Genomic DNA, 24,971 nt, shown 5'->3' with positions numbered 1-24,971 from the left:
AAGCCGTTTCTCCGGGGAGGCTCCCCGGTCGCGAGCCTGAACATCGGGAACGGACGTTCGCCGCGCATGCGAAGGTGGTGTTACACGATTAGGACACGGAAAGGGCCGCTCTGAGGCACTTGTCGGAGGGCAAGCCGCAATCGGAGCGGTTGAGGCGTGCTTGTGGGGCCCCCCACCGCTCAAACGAGTATCTCAGCGGATTTCACCTGGTAAATGACAAGGCGTTTTATGTTGATCCAAGCCGCTCGGCACACCGCCCAGAGCTGAACGGCACAGCGGCCGCGGTACTTCAGCTTCTTCTTGCGGGTGTGGTAGGAGAGCTGAAAGATGCTCGCCTCGACGTTACAGCGGCGGTTGAACAGCTCGCGGGGGAGCGCCTCGGTGCGCCGGCGGCAGGCCGCCGCCTCGACGGCTTGGTCGGTGATGTAGCGCCACTGGCTATCGGCGCGAAAACGATAGCGCCCGGGCTTGTATTCCTCGGCCAGTTGGCGCTCACCGCTATCGCGATCGATGACGACGACGCCATCTGAGGTGCGCTCGTAGTCGTAGCGTCCTGGCTTGCCCGGAAAGCCCGTGTAGTGGATGTCTTTGCCTTGCTCTTGGGCGTAGGCTTCGTTGCTCTCACTGTAGTAGGCGCCGTCGGCCGAGATCTCTTGGGCCGTGGTCTCAAGCACCTGCTCGCTGCTCTGCACCGCGTCCTTCAGATAGCCATTGTCGGCGGCGGTGGCCGGCTCGACTTGGACGTCGACGATGAGGTTGAGGGCCTCCTGACAGGTCTCGGTGAGGTTGACGCTGTAGCCGCGCACCGTCTCGTCGCGCTTCTTGCGGTAGGCAGCGTCTTCGTCATGCGGCGATTGGAGCGAGTCGGCGCTGATCTCCTGGGTGGGCTTGAGCACGACGTGGGCCGCTTCGTCGGCCTCGTTGATCTGGTACTGCTCGAGCAATAGCCGCTCAATGAGCGCGTAGCGCGGGCTGCTTTTGAGGTCGTCAGTCTGATGCAGGCGCAGCAGGAGCTGACCAAAGTCCTCCAGCCAGGCCTGCTTGGTCGGCTCCTCACGGCGATAGAGGTGCTGACTGGGGCGCTTGGCACTCAACCGATCCAACAGGGCGCTGTCGGCTTCGCTCAGACAGGCCTGCTGCTCAGCGCTCAGGCTCTTCCAGCGCGCCTGCAAGCAGCCAATGATCAACTGCAGTCGGGTGCATGCGGCCAGATTGCTACCGAGCAGGGTGCTGTCCATGCGCAGCTTCTCACCCACAACGCCAAGGCGCTTGGCTTGGTCGCGCGTGAGCTCCTGAAAGACCTCTTGGAGCAGGTTGACCCCCGTCTCCACCTGGTGGGCATACAAACGCTGCTTGAACAGGTAGTAGGTCGACTCGACCGGAACCTCGTCGGTGAGATTCAGCAGACCCAGGGCGCGTCGTACCAGCAGGTTGAAGTGGACCGCTTCGAATAACTCCTCGTCACTCCAACCGAAGCCTTCCTTGAGGATCAGCATCCCCACCAGCACGCGCAGCGGCGCGTTCGGGCGACCGGTGGCTTCATCGAACAGCTCGACAAAGCGCTCCTCGGAAACGCGCTTGACGACCTGATCGAGGAAGACGTTGTGCCAGGCGTTCGGATCGTTCAGCTTCTCCTGGTCGCGCTCGCGCAGAAACTGCTCAATGTTGCTGAAGAGATCGATCTGGCTGCTGTCTGGGCTGGCTCGGAACATACGCCCAGGTGCTCGGTTGGGCGCTCGGCGGCTACGCGCCATCCTACCAGCCACGGCACTCGGACCCCATCGCCTGGAGGACTTTTCGGAGGGGACTCAGTCTTCCGCCCATTGATCAAATTTTTCCGCAAGGGTCATTTTCAACTCCGTCAGGTCACGGACCTTGGGCAGGACCAAGGTGTTGTTGCTGCGGCGGAGCAGCAGGGCCCGGATCCACAGGGCAAAGGTGCGCTTGAGTTCCGGGCGGCCCGCCAGCCAGTCATTGAGCAGGTCAATCAGTCCCAGGAGCGCCTGATCATCCGCCGGGTGCTCGATAAAAGGCAGCGACCAAAGACGGCCGCTGGCATCCTAGTGGCGAAGCGCTAAGGATAAGATCCGGTAGCAGGCGGCAACTGCTCTTTGCGCCATTCCCTCAAGGCGTCATTCATCTGGCGGTTGGGTTGGTGGGGCCGGGAAGATCACGTCCTCATAGAGGGCATCAACCGCGCAGCGGAAGCCAAGGCTGTGCAAGTCCAGCCAGCCGTCCGGGGCCACCGGCGCCAGCAGCCAGCCGTCTGGCTGACGGCGAAAGACCTCCACGGCGCGGCGGCGCGAGTCGATCAGCAGATATTCGTTGAGGCTCTCAAGGGTACGGTAGGCGGCGAATTTGCCCCCCCGGTCGTAGGCCTCGGTGGACTCCGACAGCACCTCGCAGATCAGGGACGGGTGGCGCTTGGCCAGCGGTTCCGTGGTATCCCGGGCGTCGCAAGTCACGAAGACATCCGGGTAGAAGAAGGCGTCGGCGGCCTCCACGCGCAGTTTCATGTCGGCGATATAGACCCGACAGGGGCCGCCGCGCACCTGGTTGCGCAGCAGTGCCGCAAAATTCAGGGCGATGGTGGCGTGTTCTTCGGTGGCGCCGGCCATGGCAAAGACCTCGCCGGCGACATACTCGTGGCGGACGGGCGAGAGGGTCTCCCCAGCCAGATAGTCATCGGCGGTAATCGAGTAGACCCCGGCGAGATTGGACATGGCAACTCCTGGGTTTGAACAACCTGTAGCGCCCGTATGGCCAGCACCAATCCAGCGGTTGTCCGGGGTCGAGTGGTTTCAAACCGCCCTCCCGTGGCGATAGCACCGGGAGGGGGCTCAGCCGGTCATTTGGCCTGGTTGGCCTTCTCGTCCAGGTAGAGCCAGGTGTCGATGACGGTGTCGGGGTTGAGGGAGATGCTGGTGATGCCCTGATTGAGCAGCCAGTCCGCAAGGTCGGGGTGGTCGGAGGGACCCTGGCCGCAGATGCCGACGTATTTGCCCTGCTTGCGGCAGGCCGCGATGGCCATGGACAGCATCTTCAGCACAGCGGGATCGCGCTCGTCGAAGTGCTCGGCCACCAGGGCGGAATCCCGGTCCAGGCCCAGGGTGAGCTGGGTCATGTCGTTGGAGCCGATGGAAAAGCCGTCGAAGAATTCCAGGAACTCCTCCGCCAATACGGCGTTGGAGGGGATCTCGCACATCATGATGAGGCGCAGGCCGTCCTTGCCGCGCTCCAGTCCCTGGGCCGCCAGGGCCTCGACCACGGCCTTGGCCTGCTTGAGGGTGCGTACGAAGGGGATCATGATCTCGATGTTGGTCAGACCCATATCGTTGCGGACCCGCTTGAGGGCCTCGCATTCCATCTCGAAGCAGTCCTTGAAGGACTCGGCGACGTACCGCCCGGCGCCGCGGAAGCCGATCATGGGGTTCTCTTCTTCCGGCTCGTAGCGGGTCCCGGCGATCAGGTTGGCGTATTCGTTGGACTTGAAGTCCGACATGCGCACGATGACGGTATGGGGCGCGAAGGCGGCGCCCAGGGTGGCGATGCCCTCCGCCAGCTTGGTGACAAAGAACTCCCGGGGGCTGGGATAGGCGGCGATGCGCGGGGCGATGCGGGCCTTGAGATCCGCCGGCAGTTGGTCGTATTCCAGCAGGGCCTTGGGATGGATGCCGATCATGTTGTTGATGATGAACTCCAGGCGCGCCAGCCCGACCCCCGCGTTGGGGGTGGCGGCGAAGGCAAAGGCCCGGTCCGGGTTGCCCACGTTCATCATGATCTTGACCGGGATGTCCGGCATATGGGACATCTCGATAATCTTATGCTCGAAGGGCAGGGCGCCTTCGTAGATAAAGCCGGTATCGCCCTCGGCACAGGAGACGGTGACGGGCTGGCCTTCGCTGACCTTTTCGGTGGCATCGACGCAGCCCACCACCGCCGGCACGCCCAATTCGCGGGCGATGATGGCGGCGTGGCAGGTCCGGCCGCCGCGGTTGGTGACGATGGCCGCGGCCCGCTTCATGATCGGCTCCCAGTCGGGATCGGTCATGTCGGTGATGAGGACGTCGCCAGGCTGGACCTTATCCATGTCGTGGGTGCCATGCACCACCCGGGCCGGGCCGGCGCCGATGCGGTGACCGATACTGCGACCGGTGGCCAGGATGGGGCCCTTGGCGCGCAGGTGGTAGCGCTCCAGGACATTGCCGGAGCGGCTCTGGACGGTCTCGGGACGGGCCTGGACCACATAGAGGAGGCCGTCCAGACCGTCCTTCGCCCACTCGATATCCATGGGCCGGCCATAGTGGTTCTCGATCAAGATCGCCTGCTTGGCCAGTTCCATGACCTCGGCGTCGGTGATGGAGAAGCGCAGACGATCCTCCTCCGGCACCTCCTGGGTGAGTACCTTCTGGGCACCGCCAGGCGCGGCATAGACCATGCGCAGGGCCTTGCCGCCTACATTGCGGCGCAGCACGGCGGGCCGGCCCGCGGCCAGGGTCGGCTTGTGGACATAGAACTCGTCGGGATTGACGGCGCCCTGGACCACCATCTCGCCCAGGCCATAACTGGAGGTGATAAAGACGGCGTCACGAAAACCGGACTCCGTGTCCAGGGTAAACATGACGCCGGAGGCGGCGAGGTCGCTGCGCACCATGCGCTGGATGCCGGCGGAGAGGGCGACGTGGCGATGCTCGAAGCCCTGATGGACCCGGTAGGAGATGGCCCGATCGTTAAAAAGGGAGGCGAATACCTCCTTGATGCGGTGCTTGATATCGTCCAGGCCCTTGACGTTGAGGAAGGTCTCCTGCTGACCGGCGAAGGAGGCATCCGGCAGGTCTTCGGCGGTGGCGGAGGAGCGTACGGCCCAGGAGACCTCGCTGCCCGCCGCGGCCACCAGTTGTTGGTAATAGTCATTGATGCCAGCTTCGAGGGCGGCCGGGAAGGGCTGCTCCATGATCCAGCCCCGGAGGCGGGGACCGACCTGGGCCAGCTTGGCGACGTCGTCCACGTCCAGATCATCGAGCAGGGCCTGGATGCGCTCGTCCAGTCCGTCCTTGGCCAGGAACTCGCGGTAGGCATCGGCGGTGGTGGCGAAGCCGCCGGGGACCCGCACGCCGACTTCCGCAAGGTGATGGATCATTTCGCCAAGGGAGGCGTTCTTGCCGCCCACGATGGGCACATCGTCCATGCGCAGGTCGCGAAGCCAGCGGACGTACTCGGTCATGTCAAATATCCCTCAAGTTGCCGGGAAGAAACAGGGGTGTAGCGCAGCCAGGATTCCGGTCGCGTTGGGTAATGGCAAATGATAAAGGACGTTGATGCGCCGCATCAAAAAACTTATCTAGCCCGCCCGCGGCCGATAATTGTCCGGGATCAGGAGCGTCGGCTGGCGTTGGGCGGGGTCCTTGAACGGAAAGTCCAGGGTGAAATGCAGGCCGCGGCTCTCGCGACGGCGCAGGGCCGAGCGGATGATGAGGTAGGCGACTTCCACCAGATTGCGCAATTCGAGCAGATCATTGCTGACTGGAAAATTGCCATAGTACTCAATGATCTCGTGGTGCAGCAGATCAATGCGGCGCTGGGCACGCTGGAGACGCTTATTGGTGCGCACGATGCCGACATAGTCCCACATGAAGCGGCGCAACTCCTCCCAGTTATGGGAGACCACCACCGCCTCGTCGGGCTCATGGACGCGACTGGCATCCCAGGAGGGCACCTCCGGGGGCATGGGCGCGTCGCCCATGCGCGCCTGAATATCCGCCGCCGCCTGGGCGGCGAAGACCAGGCATTCCAGCAGGGAATTACTGGCCATGCGGTTGGCGCCATGGAGGCCGGTATAGGCCACCTCGCCGATGGCGTAAAGGCCTGGCAGGTCGGCGCGGGCCATCTCGTCGGTGACCACGCCACCACAGGTGTAGTGGGCGGCGGGCACCACGGGGATGGGCTGGCGGGTGATGTCGATCCCCAGTTCCAGGCAACGGGCATGGATGGTGGGGAAATGCTCGATGATGAAGTCCGCGGGCCGATGGGAGATGTCCAGATAGAGGCATTCGGCGCCCAGGCGCTTCATCTCGTGGTCGATGGCGCGGGCGACGATGTCGCGCGGGGCCAGTTCGGCGCGCTCGTCAAAGCGGTGCATGAAGCGGTTGCCGTTAGGCAGCAAGAGGCGCCCGCCTTCCCCACGCAGGGCCTCGCTGATCAGGAAAGTCCGGGCCTGGGGGTGATAGAGGCAGGTCGGGTGGAACTGCATGAATTCCATGTTGCCCACCCGGCAGCCGGCGCGCCAGGCCATGGCAATGCCATCGCCCGTGGAGACATCCGGGTTGCTGGTGTAGAGATAGACCTTGCTGGCGCCGCCCGTAGCAACCACCACGAAACGGGCCAGCAAGGTCTTGACCTCGCCGCTGGCATCATCGAGGACATAGGCGCCGAGACAGCGGTCCACCCGGCTATCCAGTTTGCGCCCGCTGATGAGGTCCACGGCGATGTGCCGCTCCAGGATCCGAATGTTGGCGCGGGCGCGGACTTGACTCTCAAGGGTAGTCTCGACCTCCCTGCCCGTGGCGTCGGCGGCGTGGACGACGCGGCGATGGGTATGTCCGCCCTCGCGGGTGAGGTGGTAGCCCCCGGCATCGACGGCCTTGTCGTCACGGGTAAATTCGACACCCTGATCGTAAAGCCAGCGAATGCTGGCCGGGCCGTGATCCACTACCAGCTTGACCCGTTCCGGGTCGCAGAGGTCGGCGCCCGCATCCAGGGTATCCTCGATATGCGAAGCCAGGGAGTCGTTGGCGTCGAGGACAGCGGATATGCCGCCCTGGGCATAGAGGGTGCTGCCCTCGCTCAAATCACGCTTGGAGACCAGGGCGATGGAGAGAGAAGTGGGCAAGCGCAGGGCTAGGCTAAGCCCAGCAGCGCCACTGCCGAGGATCAGAACATCAAAACGGTGGGCTTGGCTCATGCGGGAGACCTGAAGGGTACCAGTGGCGGAGAACCGAAAGGTTCGCCGCGGGCGAGCCCTTCGGGTGCAAAGTAAGGGTTATCACTATAAACTGAAACGCTCGCCGAGATGAGGGTCTTCGCGGGCTTGATGCCGCCAGCCCCGCGCCGCGCACTCTTGAACTTTCCACACGGGTGATTGTCCATGCAAACGGATACAAGGACGCCTTCGCCAGGAACGCGATGCCATGTCTGAACGGCTTGGTGACCAGGAACTGGTAGTGCGGGCCCAGGCCGGGGACCGGCGTGCCTTTGACCTGCTGGTGCTCAAGTACCAGCAAAAGGTCGCTGGCCTCATTGGCCGTTACCTGCGCGATCCCAACGAGGTCCAGGACGTGGCCCAGGAGGCATTCATCAAGGCTTACCGAGCCTTGGCCGGATTTCGTGGCGAGAGCGCCTTCTACACCTGGCTCTATCGCATCGCGATCAATGCCGCCAAGAACCACTTGGCTTCGCGGGGACGCCGGCCGCCCAGGGACGATATGGAGATGGAGGTGGCCGAGCAACTGGAGTCGGGTGGGCGCCTCAGAGAGATGGGCACCCCGGAGAATCATCTCCTTAGCGAGGAGATCGCGCAAACGGTGCAGCGGGCCCTGGATGATCTCCCCGAGGAACTGCGTACCGCCATCGTCCTGCGGGAACTCGAGGGACTGAGTTACGAGGAGATCGCCGAGGCCATGGACTGCCCCATTGGAACGGTGCGCTCGCGCATTTTTCGTGCCCGAGATGCCATTGACAAGCGGCTAAGTCCCTTGCTCACTTCATAAAGAGAGGGGTGATCCACCCATGAGCGAACAGCAGAGAGAACACGTCTCCGCCCTGGCGGATGGTGAACTCCAGAACCTTCTCGTCGGTCCCACCATCGCTGCCCTGGAAGCCAACGCGGACCTGAAGGCGGCCTGGGAGCGATACAGCCTCATCGGCTCGGCCCTGCGTGGCGAGGCCTTGCACCCTGAATATCGCCAGATCGCCGCCCGGGTGAGTGAAGTACTCGCCGCCGGGCCAACCCCCATAGCGGCGGCCCGCTCCGCCCGGGGGCGAGAACGCCCGCCAGCGGCCGAAGTCCTCCGCTCCCGGCGCGGCCACTATGCGGGTGTGGCCCTGGCCGCCAGCGCCGCCTTCCTCGCGGTTTATGCCCTGCCGCCCTTATTTACCGCGAGCGATCTGGCCCCGACCAGTCCCGCCCTGGCCCTGACGACACCCCCGGTCCCGTCACCGGTCGCCATCTCACCCCCGCCGTCATCACGGATGGTGAGTCTGTCGCCTTTACGGACCACCGAGGGCAGGCCGCGCTGGGAGCTGGCCGATCCGGGACTCGAATCCAAGCTCGATCGATTCCTGGTCAATCATCAGGCGAGTTCCCCGGCCAATGGCATCAAGGGCATCTTCCCCTACGCGACGGTCGTGGGTTATGAAGCGGGGCGCTGAGGCGGCGGCCGCGCGGCCCCTCCATCAGGTCCCACGGGCGCGGCGGCTGTGGCTCCTTCTGGCCAGCCTGGCGGTCACCCAGGTCGCGGCCAGTCCGGAGCTGGAGGTCGAGCCCTTCGAGCGCATGCGCCAAGCCCTGAGCACCCTTAATTATTCGGGGGTGCTGGTTTATTCCCACGACAATCGGATGGAGACCCTGCGCATCGTCCAGCGGGTAACCAATGGCCGCGTCCAGGCGGAACTGGAGTCCCTCAATGGCCCGCCCCGGGGCATGAAACAGGAAGATGGCCAGGTCACCTGCCGCCTCTCCGGCGAACACCTGATCGCGGTGGCTCAGCGCGCCCTGGGCCAGGATGGCAAGCCCCTGAAGGCCAAGGACCTGGCCCCCTACTATCTGGTGCAATCCCAGGGCGTGGCGCGGGTGGCCGATCGGCAGACCCAGGTGCTGGGCATCATCCCCACGGATGCCCTGCGCTATGGTTATCGCTTCTTTCTGGATACCCACACCGGCCTGCCCTTGAAGCTGGATCTCATCGGTGGCGATGCCCGCACCCTTGAGCAACTCATGTTTACCTCCCTGACCCTGGACCCGGAAACGCCGGCACCCCCGGCGGAGAAGGCATCCCAGGAGACGGGCGATCCCGCGGCCTCCACACCGCTGGCTGACCTGGCCTGGACTTTCGAAGGCCTGCCCCCAGGTTTTACACTGGTCAGGGCCGAGCGGACCCTGGAGGCCTCTGGGCGGACCCTGGAGCACCTCGTCCTCTCGGATGGGCTGGCCGCCATCTCCATCTATGCGGAGGCGGGTGCCGAGGAGGGGTTGCGGGGCGGTTCGCGCATCGGCGCCATTCACGCCCACGGCGGTAAAGTGGCGGGACATCAGATTACGGTTGTCGGCGAGGCGCCGGCGGCGACGGTGGCGGCGGTCTTCTCCGCCATCAAACCCCAGGCAGGAGATACGCCATGATCGAGGAACAGGGCCGGGTCGTCAGGGTTAACGGGGCATTGGCCGAGGTTGACTGCATCCGGCGCAGCGCCTGTGGCGGTTGCGCCGTCAAAGGCGCCTGCGGCACCTCCCTCCTGGAACGCTATCTGGGCCGCAAACCCCTGGCCTTACAGGCGGCCAACGCCATTGGCGCCCGGCCCGGCGACCAGGTGGTGGTGGGTGTCCCCGACGAGACCCTACCCCAGGCGGCCTTCGTCGCCTATCTGATGCCCTTGCTGGTGATGCTTCTCGGCGCCCTGGGGGGGGAGTGGCTTGCCGATCTGACCCGGGCATCCTGGTCCCAGGGCCTGGTTCTGCTGGGCGGCATCATCGGCCTGGGGCTCGGCTTCCGGTGGTCCGCCGGCTTCAGTGCCCGCCGCGCCGAGGATCCCCGCTTCCAAGCCGTGATCCTCCGACGGGCGGGCCTGGAGGTGGCGGCACCCGACCTGGAGCGGGCCCTGGACCCACGGGCTCCGTTGGACTTGCAGGCCAGGTGAACTCCGGGCCATATCCCTATTTTTTATTCTGTTAGGGGTACTAACTCCCCCTGAATCGAGACGATCCGGAGCATTCATGAAGAAATATCCTCTCCCGCTGGCTGGGCTGCTGACGAGCCTCATGCTGGTCCTGGCCCCCTTAGGTCTCTCCGCGGGGGCCTTGCCGGAATTTACGACCCTGGTGGACAAGGCCGGCCCGGCGGTGGTCAACATCAGCACCCGCCAATCCCAGAGCGCTGCGTCACCCGTCATGCCGCCCGGCCATGGCCTGCCGGACCTGCCCGAGGATAGCCCGCTGCGTGACTTCTTCCGCCGGTTTTTCGGCGAGCAGGGCGAGGACATGATGCCGGACGAGGACATTCAGTCGCGCTCCCTGGGCTCCGGCTTCTTCATCTCCAACGATGGCTATGTCATGACCAACGCCCATGTGGTCGATGGCGCCGACGAGATCATCGTGCGCACCAACGACCGGCGCGAGTTTGTCGCCACCGTAATCGGCGCCGACAAGCGCAGCGACATCGCCCTCATCAAGGTGGACGCCAACGCCCTGCCCACGGTCAAGATTGGCTCCGCCAAGGACCTGAAGGTCGGCGAATGGGTGCTCGCCATCGGCTCGCCCTTCGGTTTCGATCACTCGGCTACCGCTGGCATCGTCAGCGCCAAGGGCCGCAGTCTGCCGACCGAGAACTATGTCCCCTTCATTCAGACCGATGTCGCCATCAACCCTGGCAACTCGGGTGGCCCCCTCTTCAATCTGGAAGGCGAGGTCATTGGCGTCAACTCCCAGATCTACAGCCGTACCGGCGGCTTCATGGGGCTCTCCTTCGCCATCCCCATCGATGTAGCCATGGATGTCGCGGATCAACTCAAGCGCAGTGGCCGGGTTACCCGTGGCTGGCTGGGCGTCCTCATTCAGGATGTGACCCGCGACTTGGCCGAGACCTTCAAGATGCCTCAGCCCGTGGGTGCCCTCGTCGCCCAGATCGTGCCGGATGGCCCGGCGGCCGCTTCCGGGCTGCTGCCCGGTGACGTCATTCTGGACTTCAACGGCACCCCCATCCTGGAGTCCAGCGCCCTGCCGCCCCTGGTGGGCATCCACCCCGTGGGCAAGCCGGCCAAGGTGACCGTGTTGCGGCGCGGCCAGACCCGCGTCATCGAACTCATGATTGGCGAACTCCCCGAGGACAGCCAGGAGGGCCGCAAGGGTGATACGCAGGAGCAGCCGAACAAGGCGAATCGCATCGGTCTCGTCGTCGAGGATTTGAGTGACGAGGACCGCGAGCAGTTAGGCGCCGGCAAGGCGGGCGTCTTTGTCGCCAAGGTTGATAAGGGTCCCGCCGAGCGCGCCGGCATCCGGGTCGGTGACATCCTGCTGATGATTGATAACAAGGATGTGGAGAACGCCGCTAGCCTGCGCGAGATCCTTGACGCCATCGAGCCTGGACGTTCCGTCGCGGCGCTTATTCAGCGTAACGAAGGCCGCATCTTCGTCGCTGTCCGCATCCCCAAGGACTGATCGCGACAGGGGCCTCCGTGAAGGCAGGCGCCGGCATCATGCCGGCGTCTCTTTTGCCTGGGCGGGGTATCCCGCCGGGGTGAGATCTCCTCTTCCCAGGGCCTTGCGCATCGGTAACAGCTTGAATACCGAATCCCTAAAACTCCCCTGGCCGGCTTCTGCTATGATGCCTCGCTCCCCGGTCCCGGGGCCGGATAGCGGCCCTGCCGCTCTGAACGCCAGTTTCCAGGGGCCCAATTTCACCTCATTATCAAGGTTATAGATGGTCGATCTGAGTCATATCCGCAACTTTTCCATCATCGCCCATATCGATCACGGAAAATCGACCATCGCGGACCGTTTCATCCAGCTTGCGGGCACCCTGAGCGAACGCGAGATGTCGGCCCAGGTGCTGGATTCCATGGATCTGGAGCGGGAGCGGGGGATCACCATCAAGGCCCAGAGCGTGACCCTGGACTTCAAGGCCTCGGATGGGGAAATCTACCAGCTCAACTTTATCGACACCCCGGGCCATGTGGATTTTTCCTACGAGGTCTCCCGCTCCCTGGCTGCCTGCGAGGGGGCCCTGCTGGTGGTGGATGCCGCCCAGGGCGTCGAGGCCCAGAGCGTGGCTAACTGCTATACGGCCATCGAGATGGGGCTGGAAGTCCTGCCGGTGCTCAACAAGATCGACTTGCCCTCTGCCGAGCCGGAAAAGGTCATCACCCAAATCGAAGAGATCATTGGTCTGGAGGCCAAGGATGCCCTCAAGGTCAGCGCCAAGACCGGCCTGGGCATTCCAGAACTGCTGGATACCCTGGTCAAGCGTATCCCGCCGCCCCAGGGCAATCCGGACGGGCCCCTCCAGGCCCTGATCATCGACTCCTGGTTCGACTCCTACGTCGGGGTCGTCTCCCTGGTGCGGGTGGTCAACGGCGCCATCAACCGCCGCGACAAGATTCAGATCATGTCCACCGGCCGGAGCTTTACCGCGGATAGTATCGGCGTCTTTACCCCCAAGAAGACCGAGCGCAAGACCCTCGGCACCGGCGAGGTCGGCTTTCTGGTGGCGGGCATCAAGGAGATCGATGGCGCCCCGGTGGGAGACACCATTACCCTCACCGACCGCCCCGCGGACAAGGCCCTGCCGGGGTTCAAGGAGATGCAACCACGGGTCTTCGCCGGCCTCTATCCCGTGGATTCGGACGCCTACGAGGAACTGCGCGACGCCCTGCGCAAACTGCGTCTCAACGATGCGGCCATGTTCTATGAACCCGAGGTTTCCCAGGCCCTTGGATTCGGTTTCCGCTGTGGTTTCCTCGGTATGCTGCACATGGAGATCGTCCAGGAGCGCCTGGAGCGGGAATACGATCTCGACCTCATCACCACGGCCCCCACCGTCATCTATGAGGTTCTGCTGTCGAATGGCGAGGTAGTCAAGGTCGATAATCCGGCGGAGTTACCGGATGCGGCGGTACTGCGGGAGATCCGCGAGCCCATTATTGAGGCCCACATCCTGCTCCCCCAGGATATGTTGGGCGGTGTCATCAATCTCTGCATCGAAAAGCGCGGAATTCAGAAGAATATCCTGTACCTGGGTGGACAGATTCAGGCGACCTATGAACTGCCCATGAGCGAGGTGGTGCTCGACTTTTTCGACCGCCTCAAATCCGTGAGCCGGGGCTATGCCTCCTTCGAATATGAATTCAAGCGCTTTCAGGCGGCGGATCTGGTCAAGCTTGATGTCCTCATCAATGGCGAAAAGGTGGACGCCCTGTCAACGATCGTCCACCGCGATAATGCCGCCTACCGTGGACAGGACCTCACCGTGCGCATGAAAGACCTGATCCCGCGCCAGATGTTCGAGGTCGCCATCCAGGCCGCCATTGGCAGCAAGATCATTTCTCGTACTACCGTCAAGGCCTTGCGCAAGAATGTCACCGCCAAGTGTTACGGTGGCGACATCACCCGCAAGCGCAAACTGCTGGAAAAGCAGAAGGCGGGCAAGCGGCGCATGAAGCAGGTCGGCAAGGTAGAGATACCCCAGGAGGCCTTCCTTGCGGTGCTGCAGTTTGGCAAGGATAATTAACCCATTCCCTTTGAAATCCGTATCTGGCTCATGAACTTCGACTTTCCGGCCTTTCTCGTCATTGCCTGCGCCCTGACCGGCGGCATCTGGCTCCTCGATACCCTCTGGTTAGCCCCGCGCCGCCGGCATCGGGCCACGGAGGTGGGTGGAGCGTCGGGCCATGTGCACCTCAAGGAACCGGTACTGGTGGAATACGCCCGTTCCTTCTTCCCCGTCATCCTCGTCGTGCTGCTGCTGCGCTCCTTTCTGGTGGAGCCCTTCCGCATCCCCTCCGGCTCCATGATGCCGACCCTGCTGGTGGGCGATTTCATTCTGGTCAGCAAGTTTGCCTATGGCCTGCGCTGGCCAGTGCTCAATACTAAGTTCCTCGGACTGGGTGAGCCCCAGCGCGGCGACGTGGCCGTCTTCCGCTTCCCCCTGGAGCCCGGCACGGATTACATCAAGCGTATCGTCGGGGTGCCTGGCGACGAAATTTTCTATCGCAATAAGACCCTCTTTGTGAATAGCAAGCCCATGACCCAGACGCCGGATGGCACCTTCACCGGCGTGGGCGCCGGGGCCAATATGACGGGGGCGCGGATCGCCGACGAGCAACTGGGCGATGTCGAACATCGCATTCTGACTCACCCCCGCGCCCCGGATCTGGCTCCGGGTTGCTACGAATTACTCAAGGGCCCCATCAAGGTCCCCGCAGGTCATTATTTCGCCATGGGTGACAATCGGGACAACAGCAACGACAGCCGCTGCTGGGGCCTGGTGCCGGAAGGCAATCTGGTCGGCAAGGCCTTTGCCATCTGGATGAACTGGGATGGCCAACGTGATGGCTTTCCCATTGATTGGAGACGTCTAGGAACCCTCATCAAATAGCCTGGGTACATCCGATCAACGTATGGAGATCGCCATGATGCTGTCCTACCGAACCGCCAGCCGCGGCTTCAGCCTGATAGGCGCCCTCTTTTGGGTGCTGCTCATCGGCGGGGTGGTGACCCTGGGCCTCAAGCTGGGGCCCTATTACCTGCAATTCTGGACCGTGCGCTCCGTCATGGATGATACGGCCCGCAACCCGGAGGTGGCGGCGATGGGCCGCCAGGCCATCATTCAAACCCTGGAAAAAAAGCTATATATCAATGATGTGCGGTCGGTTAAGAACGAAAACTTTAGCTTCGAGAAGACCGATACGGGCCGGGTGCTGGGTGTTCATTACGAGGTCCGTGAGCACCTGGTCGCCAATCTGGACGTGGTCCTGACCTTCGACCACCAGACGCTCATTCCCTGAGTGTGATTGGGGACCCCAGCCGTCTGGCCCGAATCCTCGGGTACTCCTTCACCCATCCGGACCTCCTGATCCAGGCCCTGACCCATCGCAGCGCCCCTGGGGCCAGCAATGAGCGGCTGGAGTTTTTGGGCGATGCCCTGCTGGGCTTTGTGATCGCGGAGGCGCTTTGGGAGCTGTTGCCAGAGGCGGACGAGGGCGAACTGAGCCGTACCCGCGCCTCCCTGGTCAAAAAGGAGGCCCTGGCCAGGCTGGCACGACTCATCAAGCTGGGCGACTATCTCCGCCTGGGCCCTGGCGAGTCCCGTACTGGCGCCCACGGCCGGGACTCCATCCTGGAGGATACCCTGGAGGCGGTCTTCGGCGCCGTTTTTGTGGATGCCGGATTCGAGCCCGCCAAGGCATTAATCTTGAATCTGTTTCGTGAGCGCTTGGCCGAAGCGGTCAACCAGGGTCAAATCAAGGATCCCAAGACCCGGCTTCAGGAGGACCTGCAGGCCTTCAAGCGGCCCTTGCCCCTCTATGAAATCCTCGACATTGGCGGTAGCCAGCACGAACAATCCTTTCGCGTCTCCTGTCTGCTCCCGGATACCGGTCAAACCACCCAAGGCAGCGGCACCAGCCGCCGCCGCGCCGAACAAGAGGCGGCGGAACTCATGCTGAAACTGATCGCTCATGACATCTGACAGACCCCTTTCCGAGACCCCCCCGCCCGAGACTCCCCATCGCTGCGGTCAGGTCGCCATCGTCGGCCGGCCCAACGTCGGCAAATCGACGCTGCTGAACCGCATCCTCGGCATGAAGTTGGCCATCACCTCCCACAAGGCCCAGACCACGCGCCACGCCATCCTGGGTATCCAGACAACCCCCCACGGTCAGGCCATCTTCGTCGATACGCCGGGCATCCACCAACGCGGGGAGGGCGCCCTCAACCGCTACCTCAATCGGACGGCGCGGGCCGTTATGAGCGATGTCGATCTGGCCCTTCTGCTCGTCGAGGCCGGGCGCTTCTCCCGGGAAGACGAGCAGGCCCTGCGCGCCCTGGCCGAGGCCAAGACGCCGGTCATCGCCGTCGTCAACAAGATCGACCAGCTTGCCGACAAGGAACGGCTCTTGCCCTATCTGCGCGAATTGGCGACTCGACACCCCTTTGTGCAACTGGTGCCGGTCTCGGCGAAGCGGGGCGATCAGGTGGACCGGCTGCTGGAGTTGGTCATCGCCTCCCTGCCAGAGGGAGACAATATCTATCCCGAGGACCAGCTCACGGACCGTTCCGAGCGCTTCCTGGCGGGTGAACTCCTGCGTGAGCAGATCATGCAGCGTTACGGCCAGGAATTGCCCTACAAGACCACGGTGGAGATCGAGCGCTTCGTCGAGGAGGAGGGGCGGTACCTGATCAACGCCCTGATCTGGGTCGAGCGTGATAGCCAGAAGGCCATCCTCATTGGCCGGCGGGGCGAGGCCATGAAGGCCGCCGCCAGCCAGGCCCGCCAGGAGATGCAAAAGCTCTTTGGCTGCCCGGTCCATCTCGAGGTCTGGGTCAAGGTCAAAAAGAGCTGGTCCAGCGACGAGGCGGCCCTGGCGAGCCTCGGCTACGGGGACGCCTGATCGGGGTTGTGGCATGGGAGGCTCCGTCGCCCCTGAACCGCTGCGGCGCTGCTTCGTCCTGCATCGCCGCGATTATGGCAACACCAGCCTGCTCCTCGACCTCTTTTGCGCCGAGACCGGGCGCCTGCCGGTCCTGGCCAAGGGCGCCAAGCGGGGGCGCACCCCCACCGCCGCCATCCTCCAGCCCTTTCGGCCCCTCTGGGCCAACTGGACCGGGCGGGGTGAGGTGCGGAGCCTGACCAGCGCCGAACCGGCGGGCCGGTCACTGGATTTAGACGGCCAAACCCTCTTTTGCGGCTTCTATCTCAACGAACTGCTGACACGACTGCTGGGGCGGGGCATTCCCCATCCAGAGCTCTTCGCCTTCTATCACGCCGCCCTCGCCGGCCTGGCCACTGGCGAGCCTCCGGAAGCCAGCCTGCGGCAATTCGAACTGCGCCTCTTGGGCGAGATTGGCTACGGTCCCCTGCTCGATCGGGACGCGGGTGGCCCGGTATCCCCGGGGGCGCGCTACCTGTGCGCGGCTGGTCAACTACCGCGCCGGGTGCTGGCGGGGGAGGGCGGGCCCCAGGCCGTTTCCGGCGCCACCCTGCTGGCCCTGGCGACGGGGGAGCCCCTGGAGAATGACCAACAAACCCGGGAGGCTCGCCAACTCCTGCGCGGCCTCCTGGCGCCCCATCTCGGACCCAAGCCCCTCAAGAGCCGCGAGCTGTTTCGTCAGGCCAAGAGTAACCAGGGTAAAATACTCAACTGAAGGGCCGGGTGTATCGGTACGGCTCTTGCCCGCGCCGCCTCTCATTCCTGGAGTCTTCAGCCACCATGTCCATCCACCCCATCCTGCTCGGCGTCAATATCGACCATATCGCCACCCTGCGCCAGGTGCGCGGCACCCGTTATCCCGAGCCCATCCAGGCCGCTCTGGTGGCCGAACAGGCGGGCGCCGATGCCATCACGCTGCATCTGCGCGAGGATCGCCGCCACATCCAGGATCGGGATGTCGAGACCCTGTGCCACCTGCTTCAGACCCGCATGAACCTGGAGATGGCGGCCACCCCCGAGATGGCGGCCATCGCCCGGCGCATCCGCCCGGCCGACTGCTGCCTAGTCCCCGAGCGCCGCGAGGAACTCACCACCGAGGGCGGCCTGGATGTCGCCAGTCGCCAGTCGGAGCTGACCGACTACTGTGGCGCCCTGGCCGAGGCGGGCATCCGCGTCTCCCTCTTCATCGATCCCAACCCCTTACAGGTCGAGGCATCCCTGGCCATCGGCGTCCCCGTGGTCGAGATCCATACCGGCGGCTATGCCGAGGCCCGTGACCCCAATACCCGTGCGATCGAGCTGGATCGCATCCACCAGGCCGTGGCCCTGGGCACCGGTCTGGGGTTGCAGGTCAACGCCGGCCATGGCCTGGATTACCACAATGTGCGGGCGATTGCCGCTATCCCCGGCATCCGGGAACTCAATATTGGCCACGCCATCATCGCCCGCGCCCTCTTTGCCGGCCTGGATCGGGCCGTGCGGGATATGAAGAGCCTGCTAATCCGATCCTAGGGGTGCGACCGTGTCAAACGGAGGGATTGCTGTCCCTGGCCTGGTTTTCAGCCCACTCCAAGACGGCCTGGATGCGGCCGTTGACCAGAGCGAGGGCTTCATCGAACCGGACCCACCGGAATTCCTGATGCTCCGGCACGCCGAGTTCGGGGCTGATGGGGAGATAGACCTCGCCACTGGGGCTTTCCGCCAGATAGTAGCGGGCGACCTTGCCCCGGCTGTAAGGGGGTGTCTCGATAAACGCCTCGCCCCAGCGAAAGATCAGGTCCGCAAGCCCCGCCTCCTCAAGGACCTCGCGTCGGGCGGTGGCGAGGAGATCCTCGCCCGGTTCGACCTCGCCCTTGGGGAAGTCCCAATAGCCAAAGCAGCGGAGCAGCAGATAGCGCGGACCATCCCCAAACAGACGCCGGATCACGACGCCAGAGGAAAGCCTCGATAACAAGTTTGATCCTTTCATAACAACCACTTAAGCCGCCACCCCAGCCGTAAACGTGACAAATGAGGCCACCCATGGACCGCAAACGTCCACCCACTTTCACGCCACTTTCACGCGGGCGCGATCTCGCTCACCTTTCGCCCGGGCCGCTGCTCCATGGCGCGCTGGTTACCCTGCAGGGAGGACGTGCGCAGCATCCCCAGCAGCCCACAGTAACCCTCCAGGGTCAGACCTCCGGGGTAGTCCAGGCTGCCGAGCGCCGTCCACTCCTCGGGCGTGATGCGCAACACCCGCGCCATATCCCGCGCCTGCGCCAGGTCGCGCAGCCCCAGGGGGGCATCGTAGTCCGCCAGGATCTCCGCCGCCGAGGTATAGCGCGGGCGGCGCGGCTCCGGTGTGGGGCCGGTGTCATACCGGGACGGATCGTCGGCAATCGTCGGACTGGTTTCGTCCATGCCCAGCAACCAGGGCAACGACACCCGCAACACGCGCGACAATTCCTTGAGATTAGCGAGGGACGGGTCCTTATAGCCCCGCTCCCATTGGCCGGCCAACGCCTGCGTTACGCCCAACGTCCGGGAGAGTTCACTTTGCGTCAGCCCATGCCGTTGCCTGGCGCTGCGCAGCCTCGCCACATTTAATTCGGTCATCTCCACCTCGGCTTGCCCGAAAAAGGTACTTTAAGCGCTTTAATTAGCGCTATGAGTACCAAATAAAACGCTCTCAGTGCTAAGTTTAGGAGAAATATGCACACGAATCCAAGCAATCATGCCGCCCTGGTAGCCGGGCAGAATATCCGGTGGCTACGGCAGCAACAACGACTGTCCCAAGCCGCACTCGCGGAAGCGGCCGGCATTGGCCAAACCTACGTCGGCCAGCTTGAACGCGGCCAAAAGAACGCCACGCTCGACGTGCTCTCGGCCCTGGCGAACGCTCTCGGTGTTTCCGTCGCCGCCCTGCTGCAGCCGGGGGCCCGGGCCCGGCCCGGCAGCCGGTCACGCCCACCCCTGGCCCCACCCCCCGCCGCCTGAGGGGGCCGCCCATGAGCGTACAAGCGAGCGCCTGGGCCTGGTCCGTGCGGGGCCTGCCCTCCCACCTGAAATTGACCCTCCTCGCCGTGGCGGACGCCTGCAACGCCGACGGCTTTGGGTTCCCCGGCCAAGAACGCATGGCAGGTCTGGTGCAATGCAGCGAGCGCCAGATCCGCTCGAATATCGCCGCCCTGGCCAACTTGGGCGTCATCGAGGTCTTCCACCGCCCCGGCGATGGCGCCGGCCGCAAATCCAACGCCTATCAATTGCGGCTCGAAGTAAAAGATGTGAGCGCGGCAAGCGGAAGCAGACTTCCGGTTGCCCTGGACGCTGCGGCCGAGGCAACCGGAAGTGTGGCGCCGCCAGAACCCACCTGGCCGGAGGCAACCGGAAGTGTGGCGCCGGAAAAGCGGGGAGGGCAACCGGAAGTGCAGCGCAGGGCAACCGGAAGTGTGGCGCAGGGCAACCGGAAGTGTAGCGCACCCGAAAACAGTGCTTTTGGGGGGGGGCAACCGGAAGTCTGGGGGGGGCAACCGGAAGTCAGACTTCCGCCTAACGTTAGTAAAGAACGTCAGGAAGAAAGAAAAGACAGTCTGTGCGCTGCGCGCACGCTGGGGGCGGTCCTGCAGCGCAGCGCACTTCAGGAGCCGGAGGGCTTCGCCCGCTTCTGGGCCGCCTGGCCCGACGGCCAGCGCAAGCGCGGCCGCAAGATGGCCCTGGCCGCCTGGGTACAACTGCGCCTGGAGGACCAGGCCGCCGCCATCGTCGCCGATGTCGAGCGCCGCCAGGTCCTCGACGACTTCTGGCTGCGCGGCTACGCCCCCATGCCCCAAACCTACCTGCGCGGCGCCCGCTGGGAAGACGAACTCACCCAAGCCCCGCCCCAACGCAGCGATTCACCCACCATGCGGGGCATCCTGGCCCTGGAGGACCTCAAATGGGCACCACCCCTGCGCCCTGGTTTACCAGCGTAATCGTCTCCGGCCTGCAACGGCTGGCCGCCATGCGCCTGCCGTCAACGCCCCTGGACAGCGATCTGCGCCTGGCCGCCGCCGTCTGGATCGCCGCCCTGTGGGCAAGACGCGCCTGGGACGCCGAGCGCGACGCCCCGCGCCTGGAAGCCGCCTTCCTGGCCCTGGCCGGCCATGCGCGTCGCTGGCCAGGGCCCGCCGAGCTCATCGACCACCTGCCGCCCAAGCCCACCCCGCGCGCCCTACCGGCCCCCCGCGCCCGAGCGGGCCTGCGCCACCTGACCGCCATCAAGCACCTCCTGGGAGATCTCCAGCCATGAAGCCCTTTCGCCTCGCCCACCCCACCCCCAGCGAGCACGACCTCCAGGCCGCCATCCTGCGCTACCTGGCCTGGGACCCGCGCGTCGCCTGGGTGCATCGCTTCAACACCGGCGCCCATGTCGTCATCGGCGAGAAAAAGGACGGCACCCCCAGCCGCCGCTTTATCCGCTACGCCTTCACCGGCTGCGCCGACCTCCTCGGCCAACTCACCACCGGGCAATTTCTGGCCATCGAATGCAAACGCGCCGGCGGTAAGGCCCGGGCGGAACGGAAAATTTTTCTCCAGCAGGTCCGCGCCGCCGGGGGGCTCGCCCTCCTGGCGCGGTCCATCGCCGACGTCCAGGACGGCATCGACCACTTCACCGGCGCCCGCTGGACCTGGGGGGGCGGGCTGACCCGCGACGCGGGGCCCACCGCGCCAGAGGCTCTCAGCGCCCCGGAGCGGGCCTGAGACCATGGGGCGCCACCTGGGTAGGGGGCCAGGCCGACGGTGAGGCTGGCGGACCCGCGAGGGGCCTCCTCGTCGATCGAGCGGGGGTGCCAGCCCCTCGCCCTCCCGGCCATCGCCGAGGCCCAACTCGACGCCCTCCTGCGGGCCACCGGCATCCCGCGCTCGGGGGTCTATCGCCCGGGGGAGGTGTGTCGCCTGCTGCGGATTTCCCGGACTACGCTCCTGCAACTGTGCGCCCTGCGCGAACATCCGGCAGTGGGTCAGCCCAATCCGCGCGGTCTGGGGTCCTTTCTGGTGGGGTGTCATCATCGGATACCCCATGAGGCCCTGGTGGAGTGGCTGGGGCGGAATCAGCATTATGAGCGGGAGAGTGCGTGAGGGGGCGCCAACGGCCATCTTGACCCAAATTATCATGATTTCTATGTTGTTCAGCGCACAGATGGCCCCCTGGAACGGGGCTAGATTAAAATCATCACGCCGCAAGCGACGAATGGCTGGCGCGCCGTCACGCCACGGCCCACGGCACCCCCCCGGTCCCGCCGGGATCTCGGGAACTCAAGGAGGCGTCCATGTCAGCCCCAGCGCTAACCCTACCCACCAACCGCTTGCTGGAGGGCTTGACGCCCCAAGCGCGCACCTGGACCTTGGCCCAGTGCGAGCGGGTGGAATTGGTCGCGGGCGATATGCTGTGCGAGGCCGATGAGCCCTACACGCATGCCTATTTCCCGCTGCGGGGCGTCATCGCCCTGGTCACCATCATGGACCCTTATCGGCCCTTGGAAATGGGGCTGATCGGCAATGAGGGCATGCTCGGCGCCACCCTGGCGCTCGGGGTCGGGACCGCCCCCATGCGGGCCCTGGTCCAGGGCGCGGGTACCGCCTGGCGCATCCCCCGCGACCGCTTTCAGCAGGAATTGCTCGCCAGCCCTGACCTGAGGCGCATCATCTACCGCTATCTCTATGTCCGCTTGACCCAATCCGCCCAAGCCGCCGCCTGCACCCATTTTCATGAGATCGAGGCGCGCTTGGCGCGCTGGCTGCTGATGACGCAGGACCGCGCCCACGCCGACCACTTTCATTTAACCCATGAAGTCCTGGCCACCCTGCTCGGGGTGCGCCGGTGCAGCATCTCCCTCGCCGCGGGGTCGCTGCAACAACGCGGCCTGATCCGCTATGTTCGGGGTAACATTTGGATTCTCGATCGGCCGGGGCTGGAAGCGGCGGCCTGTGGTTGCTACGCCGCTCTGCTCGCTGACTATGCCGAGCAATTCGCCGAGCCCGGCGCGCCGGGTGCGCCCCGCCAGCGTGCTGCCCCCCCCCCCGGCAACGCTTCCCACCGCGTCGTATCAGCCGGCGACAGCCGCTCCCGGCGCATCCGCCACGGCTGGGCCCCACCCTCCGCCAGATAGCGCAGGGTCCCCCACCCCCAGCGGCCATTGATGCCATCCAACACCGCCAGCAGCCGCGCGCGCCGCCCCCACCGGCGCCACTGGCGCGAACAGATCCCCGGTCACCGCTCCCGCCGGGCTCAGGTCCAGCAACACCACCCCGCCCGCTGGTAGCGAAACCCGCCCGGAATGATGAGCCCCAGGGGCCCCGTATCACCTGTCGCTTGGGGTCCATCGCGGACGAGTCTCTTCCGGGGGCTGTGCAGGGCAATGGCATCCGGCGGAAAGGCCTTACGGGCCGCTCAGGTTACCCAGGGCCGGGCCCAGATCGGCAGCAGGAAAGCCGCGGTGCCCGCGCAGGCAGCCGAAAAACCGAAGGCAACCAGCGCCCCGCCTCCTTGATACAGGGCACCAAACAACAGCGAGGCCGGCAGGAGCAGCAGCCCAGTGGTCAGGTTGAACCAGCCGAAGGCGGTTCCGCGCAGGGCGGGTGGCGCCAGGTCAGCCACCAGCGCCTTTTCCACGCCCTCGGTGGCGGCCATGAAGATGCCGTAGCCGGCGAACAGGCCGAACAGGGCCAGGGGCGACCCCGGCGGCAGCAGCCCCAGACCGAGATAGAAGCACCCATAGGCCAGCCAGCCCGCGACGATCAGGCGCACCCGGCCCACCCGGTCGGAGAGGGCCGCCAAGGGCGTCGAGAACAGCATGGCCACCAGCGCCACCGCCGCCCAGGCCAGGGGCACCTGCGCCTCGGGCAGGCCTAACTCACGGGCGCGCAACAGCAGGAACATATTCGAAGAGTTGCCCAGGGTGAAGAGGCCCAGCACCACCAGATAGCGCTTAAAGGGGGTTGGCAAGCCCGCCAGACGCCAGGAGAAGGCCGGCGGCGGTGGCCGTCCCCCGTCCGGTGGCGGCTCGCGCAACAGCAGAGCCATGATCAGGCAGGCAACGGCGGGGACAACGGCAAAGAGGATGACCTCCCGCAGCGTCCAGCCCAGGCCTAGCAAGAGGGCCGCCAGCAGCGGCCCGACCACGGCCCCCGCGTGGTCCAGGGCCCGGTGCAGACCGAAGGCCAAGCCGCGCACTTCGGGCGCGACGCTGGCGGCCAGCAGGGCATCGCGCGGGGCACTGCGCAGGCCCTTGCCGACCCGGTCGGCAAAGCGCAGCAAGGCCACCCCGAACCAACTGGTGGTAAAGGCGATCAGGGGCCGCGCGAAGCCGGCCAGGGCATAGCCTCCCACCACCCAGGGCTTGGCGCGCTGGGTGCGATCCACGATCACGCCAGAGAAGAGCTTCAAGAGGCTGGCGGTGGCCTCCGCGATGCCCTCGATCAGCCCCAGGGCGCGGGGGCCGGCCATCAGGACGGAGGCCAGATAGAGCGGCACCAAGGGATAGATCATTTCGCTGGCACTGTCATTGAGCAGACTGATCAGGCCGATCAGCCAGATGGTGCGGGGTAACGAGAGCATGGCGCGGAACATGGTGATACCTGTTTAACACCTGGGCCTTGACCTCTCCGCCCCTTGGGGCGGCACCCTTGGCCCGCGGGACCCTCTCCGCTAAGCTGCGCGGATCAACCCATCAACGACCCCATGGAGAGACCCGCTATGGCCTTGCGCAAGACGCTGTTACTGGCCGCTCTGCTACTACTTCCCATCGGTAGCCAGGCCGAACAGATCCGGGTGGCGGCGGCCGCCGATCTCAAGTTCGCCCTAGACGAGATCGCCGCCACCTTCAAACAGGCCAACCCGTCCGACGAACTGGATATCATCTACGGCTCATCGGGCAAGTTCTTCACCCAGATTCAGCAGGGCGCGCCTTACGATCTCTACTTTTCGGCGGACATCGCCTTCCCCCGCGACTTGGCCAAGGCCGGCTACGCGGCCACCGAGGTCAGGCCCTATGCCGTCGGCCGCATTGTGCTGTGGAGCGCTGACCGGGACGCCAGCCAGATGCAACTGGCGGACCTGATCGATCCGACGATCACCCGCATCGCTATCGCCAATCCCCGGCACGCTCCCTATGGGCAGCGGGCCGAGGAAGCCCTACGCGCCGCTGGCCTGTGGGAGCAGCTTGAGCCCAAGCTGGTCTTTGGCGAGAACGTCGCCCAGACCGCGCAGTTCGTGCAGAGCGGTAATGCCCAGGTCGGCATCATCGCCCTCTCGCTGGCCCTCAATCCAACCCTGGCCAGCCAGGGGGGTTACGGCCTGATCCCCGATCATCTGCATCAGCCGCTGGAGCAGGGCTACATCATCACTCAACGGGCGGCGGATAAGGCCCTGGCCAAGCGCTTCGCGGACTACATGGGTAGTGCCACCGCCCGGGCCGTCATGACCCGGTATGGTTTCGTGCTACCTGGTGAGGCAGCGGCCAAGTAGGACAATGCCATCCCGGCTGCCGCCCGCCCGGGCCCGCCAGGATGCCAGCAGCCGCCGCCTTACTCGCCCG

The 24,971-nt window shown here is 65.0% G+C and carries 26 protein-coding genes; 19 read left to right on the top strand and 7 right to left on the bottom strand.

Annotated features, from left to right (window positions below; genetic code table 11):
• Nucleotides 1-179: 179 nt before the first annotated feature.
• The 4 genes from IPN92_17405 to nadB all read right to left on the bottom strand — a co-directional run bounded on the left by IPN92_17405 (nucleotide 180) and on the right by nadB (nucleotide 6,961).
• Entirely contained in the window at nucleotides 180-1,766 is a 1,587-nt protein-coding gene (locus IPN92_17405) for a transposase (GenBank protein ID MBK8639961.1), read from the bottom strand.
• 366 nt (nucleotides 1,767-2,132) lie between these two features.
• On the bottom strand, nucleotides 2,133-2,723 hold the full coding sequence (locus IPN92_17400; protein MBK8639960.1) for a Uma2 family endonuclease: 591 nt from the start codon (nucleotides 2,721-2,723) through the stop codon (nucleotides 2,133-2,135).
• 125 nt (nucleotides 2,724-2,848) lie between these two features.
• The gene (gene ppsA, locus IPN92_17395; protein ID MBK8639959.1) at nucleotides 2,849-5,224 is read right to left on the bottom strand and encodes a phosphoenolpyruvate synthase; all 2,376 of its coding nucleotides are present in this window, start codon (nucleotides 5,222-5,224) and stop codon (nucleotides 2,849-2,851) included.
• A 117-nt stretch (nucleotides 5,225-5,341) separates the two neighbouring features.
• Nucleotides 5,342-6,961, bottom strand: coding sequence for an L-aspartate oxidase (gene nadB / locus IPN92_17390; protein ID MBK8639958.1), 1,620 nt, complete (start codon nucleotides 6,959-6,961; stop codon nucleotides 5,342-5,344).
• A 226-nt stretch (nucleotides 6,962-7,187) separates the two neighbouring features.
• Here nadB and rpoE point away from each other — a divergent pair, with 226 nt between their 5' ends.
• From rpoE to pdxJ, 12 genes are all read left to right on the top strand, one after another.
• The gene (gene rpoE, locus IPN92_17385; protein MBK8639957.1) at nucleotides 7,188-7,766 is read left to right on the top strand and encodes an RNA polymerase sigma factor RpoE; all 579 of its coding nucleotides are present in this window, start codon (nucleotides 7,188-7,190) and stop codon (nucleotides 7,764-7,766) included.
• 19 nt (nucleotides 7,767-7,785) lie between these two features.
• On the top strand, nucleotides 7,786-8,427 hold the full coding sequence (locus IPN92_17380) for a sigma-E factor negative regulatory protein (GenBank protein ID MBK8639956.1): 642 nt from the start codon (nucleotides 7,786-7,788) through the stop codon (nucleotides 8,425-8,427).
• Entirely contained in the window at nucleotides 8,411-9,394 is a 984-nt protein-coding gene (locus tag IPN92_17375) for a MucB/RseB C-terminal domain-containing protein (GenBank protein ID MBK8639955.1), read from the top strand. The genes IPN92_17380 and IPN92_17375 overlap by 17 nt, the downstream gene beginning before the upstream one ends.
• Nucleotides 9,391-9,909, top strand: coding sequence for a SoxR reducing system RseC family protein (locus tag IPN92_17370; protein MBK8639954.1), 519 nt, complete (start codon nucleotides 9,391-9,393; stop codon nucleotides 9,907-9,909). The genes IPN92_17375 and IPN92_17370 overlap by 4 nt, the downstream gene beginning before the upstream one ends.
• Before the next feature lie 76 nt (nucleotides 9,910-9,985).
• The gene (locus tag IPN92_17365) at nucleotides 9,986-11,425 is read left to right on the top strand and encodes a DegQ family serine endoprotease (GenBank protein MBK8639953.1); all 1,440 of its coding nucleotides are present in this window, start codon (nucleotides 9,986-9,988) and stop codon (nucleotides 11,423-11,425) included.
• 262 nt (nucleotides 11,426-11,687) lie between these two features.
• Nucleotides 11,688-13,493 carry an elongation factor 4 gene (gene lepA, locus IPN92_17360; GenBank protein ID MBK8639952.1) on the top strand — a complete coding sequence of 602 codons (1,806 nt, stop codon included), beginning with the start codon at nucleotides 11,688-11,690 and terminating at the stop codon, nucleotides 13,491-13,493.
• A 30-nt stretch (nucleotides 13,494-13,523) separates the two neighbouring features.
• Nucleotides 13,524-14,360, top strand: coding sequence for a signal peptidase I (lepB, locus tag IPN92_17355; GenBank protein ID MBK8639951.1), 837 nt, complete (start codon nucleotides 13,524-13,526; stop codon nucleotides 14,358-14,360).
• 34 nt (nucleotides 14,361-14,394) lie between these two features.
• Complete coding sequence (locus IPN92_17350; GenBank protein ID MBK8639950.1) at nucleotides 14,395-14,769, top strand: DUF4845 domain-containing protein; 375 nt, start codon at nucleotides 14,395-14,397, stop codon at nucleotides 14,767-14,769.
• 2 nt (nucleotides 14,770-14,771) lie between these two features.
• A complete protein-coding gene (gene rnc, locus IPN92_17345; GenBank protein ID MBK8639949.1) occupies nucleotides 14,772-15,452 on the top strand; it encodes a ribonuclease III in 681 nt (226 codons plus the stop codon).
• Entirely contained in the window at nucleotides 15,442-16,374 is a 933-nt protein-coding gene (gene era, locus IPN92_17340; protein ID MBK8639948.1) for a GTPase Era, read from the top strand. Before rnc ends, era begins: the two co-directional genes overlap by 11 nt.
• A 13-nt stretch (nucleotides 16,375-16,387) precedes the next feature.
• Complete coding sequence (recO, locus tag IPN92_17335) at nucleotides 16,388-17,128, top strand: DNA repair protein RecO (protein MBK8639947.1); 741 nt, start codon at nucleotides 16,388-16,390, stop codon at nucleotides 17,126-17,128.
• 65 nt (nucleotides 17,129-17,193) lie between these two features.
• Nucleotides 17,194-17,925, top strand: coding sequence for a pyridoxine 5'-phosphate synthase (pdxJ, locus tag IPN92_17330; protein ID MBK8639946.1), 732 nt, complete (start codon nucleotides 17,194-17,196; stop codon nucleotides 17,923-17,925).
• A 13-nt stretch (nucleotides 17,926-17,938) separates the two neighbouring features.
• Here the strand turns inward: pdxJ and IPN92_17325 are convergent, their stop codons facing one another.
• Both IPN92_17325 and IPN92_17320 read right to left on the bottom strand, forming a co-directional pair.
• Complete coding sequence (locus IPN92_17325; protein MBK8639945.1) at nucleotides 17,939-18,382, bottom strand: NUDIX domain-containing protein; 444 nt, start codon at nucleotides 18,380-18,382, stop codon at nucleotides 17,939-17,941.
• Nucleotides 18,383-18,471: 89 nt separating this feature from the next.
• Nucleotides 18,472-19,011: a helix-turn-helix transcriptional regulator gene (locus IPN92_17320; protein ID MBK8639944.1), complete on the bottom strand. Its 540-nt coding sequence runs from the start codon at nucleotides 19,009-19,011 to the stop codon at nucleotides 18,472-18,474.
• A gap of 96 nt (nucleotides 19,012-19,107) precedes the next feature.
• Here IPN92_17320 and IPN92_17315 point away from each other — a divergent pair, with 96 nt between their 5' ends.
• The 6 genes from IPN92_17315 (at nucleotide 19,108) to IPN92_17290 (ending at nucleotide 22,544) form a co-directional block, all read left to right on the top strand.
• Entirely contained in the window at nucleotides 19,108-19,392 is a 285-nt protein-coding gene (locus tag IPN92_17315) for a helix-turn-helix transcriptional regulator (protein MBK8639943.1), read from the top strand.
• An 11-nt stretch (nucleotides 19,393-19,403) separates the two neighbouring features.
• The gene (locus IPN92_17310; GenBank protein ID MBK8639942.1) at nucleotides 19,404-20,366 is read left to right on the top strand and encodes a hypothetical protein; all 963 of its coding nucleotides are present in this window, start codon (nucleotides 19,404-19,406) and stop codon (nucleotides 20,364-20,366) included.
• Complete coding sequence (locus IPN92_17305) at nucleotides 20,330-20,683, top strand: hypothetical protein (protein MBK8639941.1); 354 nt, start codon at nucleotides 20,330-20,332, stop codon at nucleotides 20,681-20,683. Before IPN92_17310 ends, IPN92_17305 begins: the two co-directional genes overlap by 37 nt.
• Entirely contained in the window at nucleotides 20,680-21,135 is a 456-nt protein-coding gene (locus IPN92_17300) for a hypothetical protein (GenBank protein ID MBK8639940.1), read from the top strand. The genes IPN92_17305 and IPN92_17300 overlap by 4 nt, the downstream gene beginning before the upstream one ends.
• Nucleotides 21,136-21,174: 39 nt before the next feature.
• Complete coding sequence (locus tag IPN92_17295) at nucleotides 21,175-21,513, top strand: helix-turn-helix domain-containing protein (GenBank protein MBK8639939.1); 339 nt, start codon at nucleotides 21,175-21,177, stop codon at nucleotides 21,511-21,513.
• Nucleotides 21,514-21,704: 191 nt separating this feature from the next.
• The gene (locus IPN92_17290; GenBank protein MBK8639938.1) at nucleotides 21,705-22,544 is read left to right on the top strand and encodes a Crp/Fnr family transcriptional regulator; all 840 of its coding nucleotides are present in this window, start codon (nucleotides 21,705-21,707) and stop codon (nucleotides 22,542-22,544) included.
• 281 nt (nucleotides 22,545-22,825) lie between these two features.
• On the opposite strand, the gene IPN92_17285 is transcribed toward IPN92_17290, so the two are convergent.
• Nucleotides 22,826-24,004 carry an MFS transporter gene (locus tag IPN92_17285; GenBank protein MBK8639937.1) on the bottom strand — a complete coding sequence of 393 codons (1,179 nt, stop codon included), beginning with the start codon at nucleotides 24,002-24,004 and terminating at the stop codon, nucleotides 22,826-22,828.
• 126 nt (nucleotides 24,005-24,130) lie between these two features.
• Here IPN92_17285 and modA point away from each other — a divergent pair, with 126 nt between their 5' ends.
• The gene (gene modA / locus IPN92_17280; GenBank protein ID MBK8639936.1) at nucleotides 24,131-24,901 is read left to right on the top strand and encodes a molybdate ABC transporter substrate-binding protein; all 771 of its coding nucleotides are present in this window, start codon (nucleotides 24,131-24,133) and stop codon (nucleotides 24,899-24,901) included.
• Nucleotides 24,902-24,971 lie beyond the last annotated feature (70 nt).

The organism is Chromatiaceae bacterium (genome assembly GCA_016714645.1).
In the GTDB taxonomy this organism is placed as follows: domain Bacteria; phylum Pseudomonadota; class Gammaproteobacteria; order Chromatiales; family Chromatiaceae; genus M0108.
This window is presented reverse-complemented; position numbering and strand designations above follow the sequence as displayed.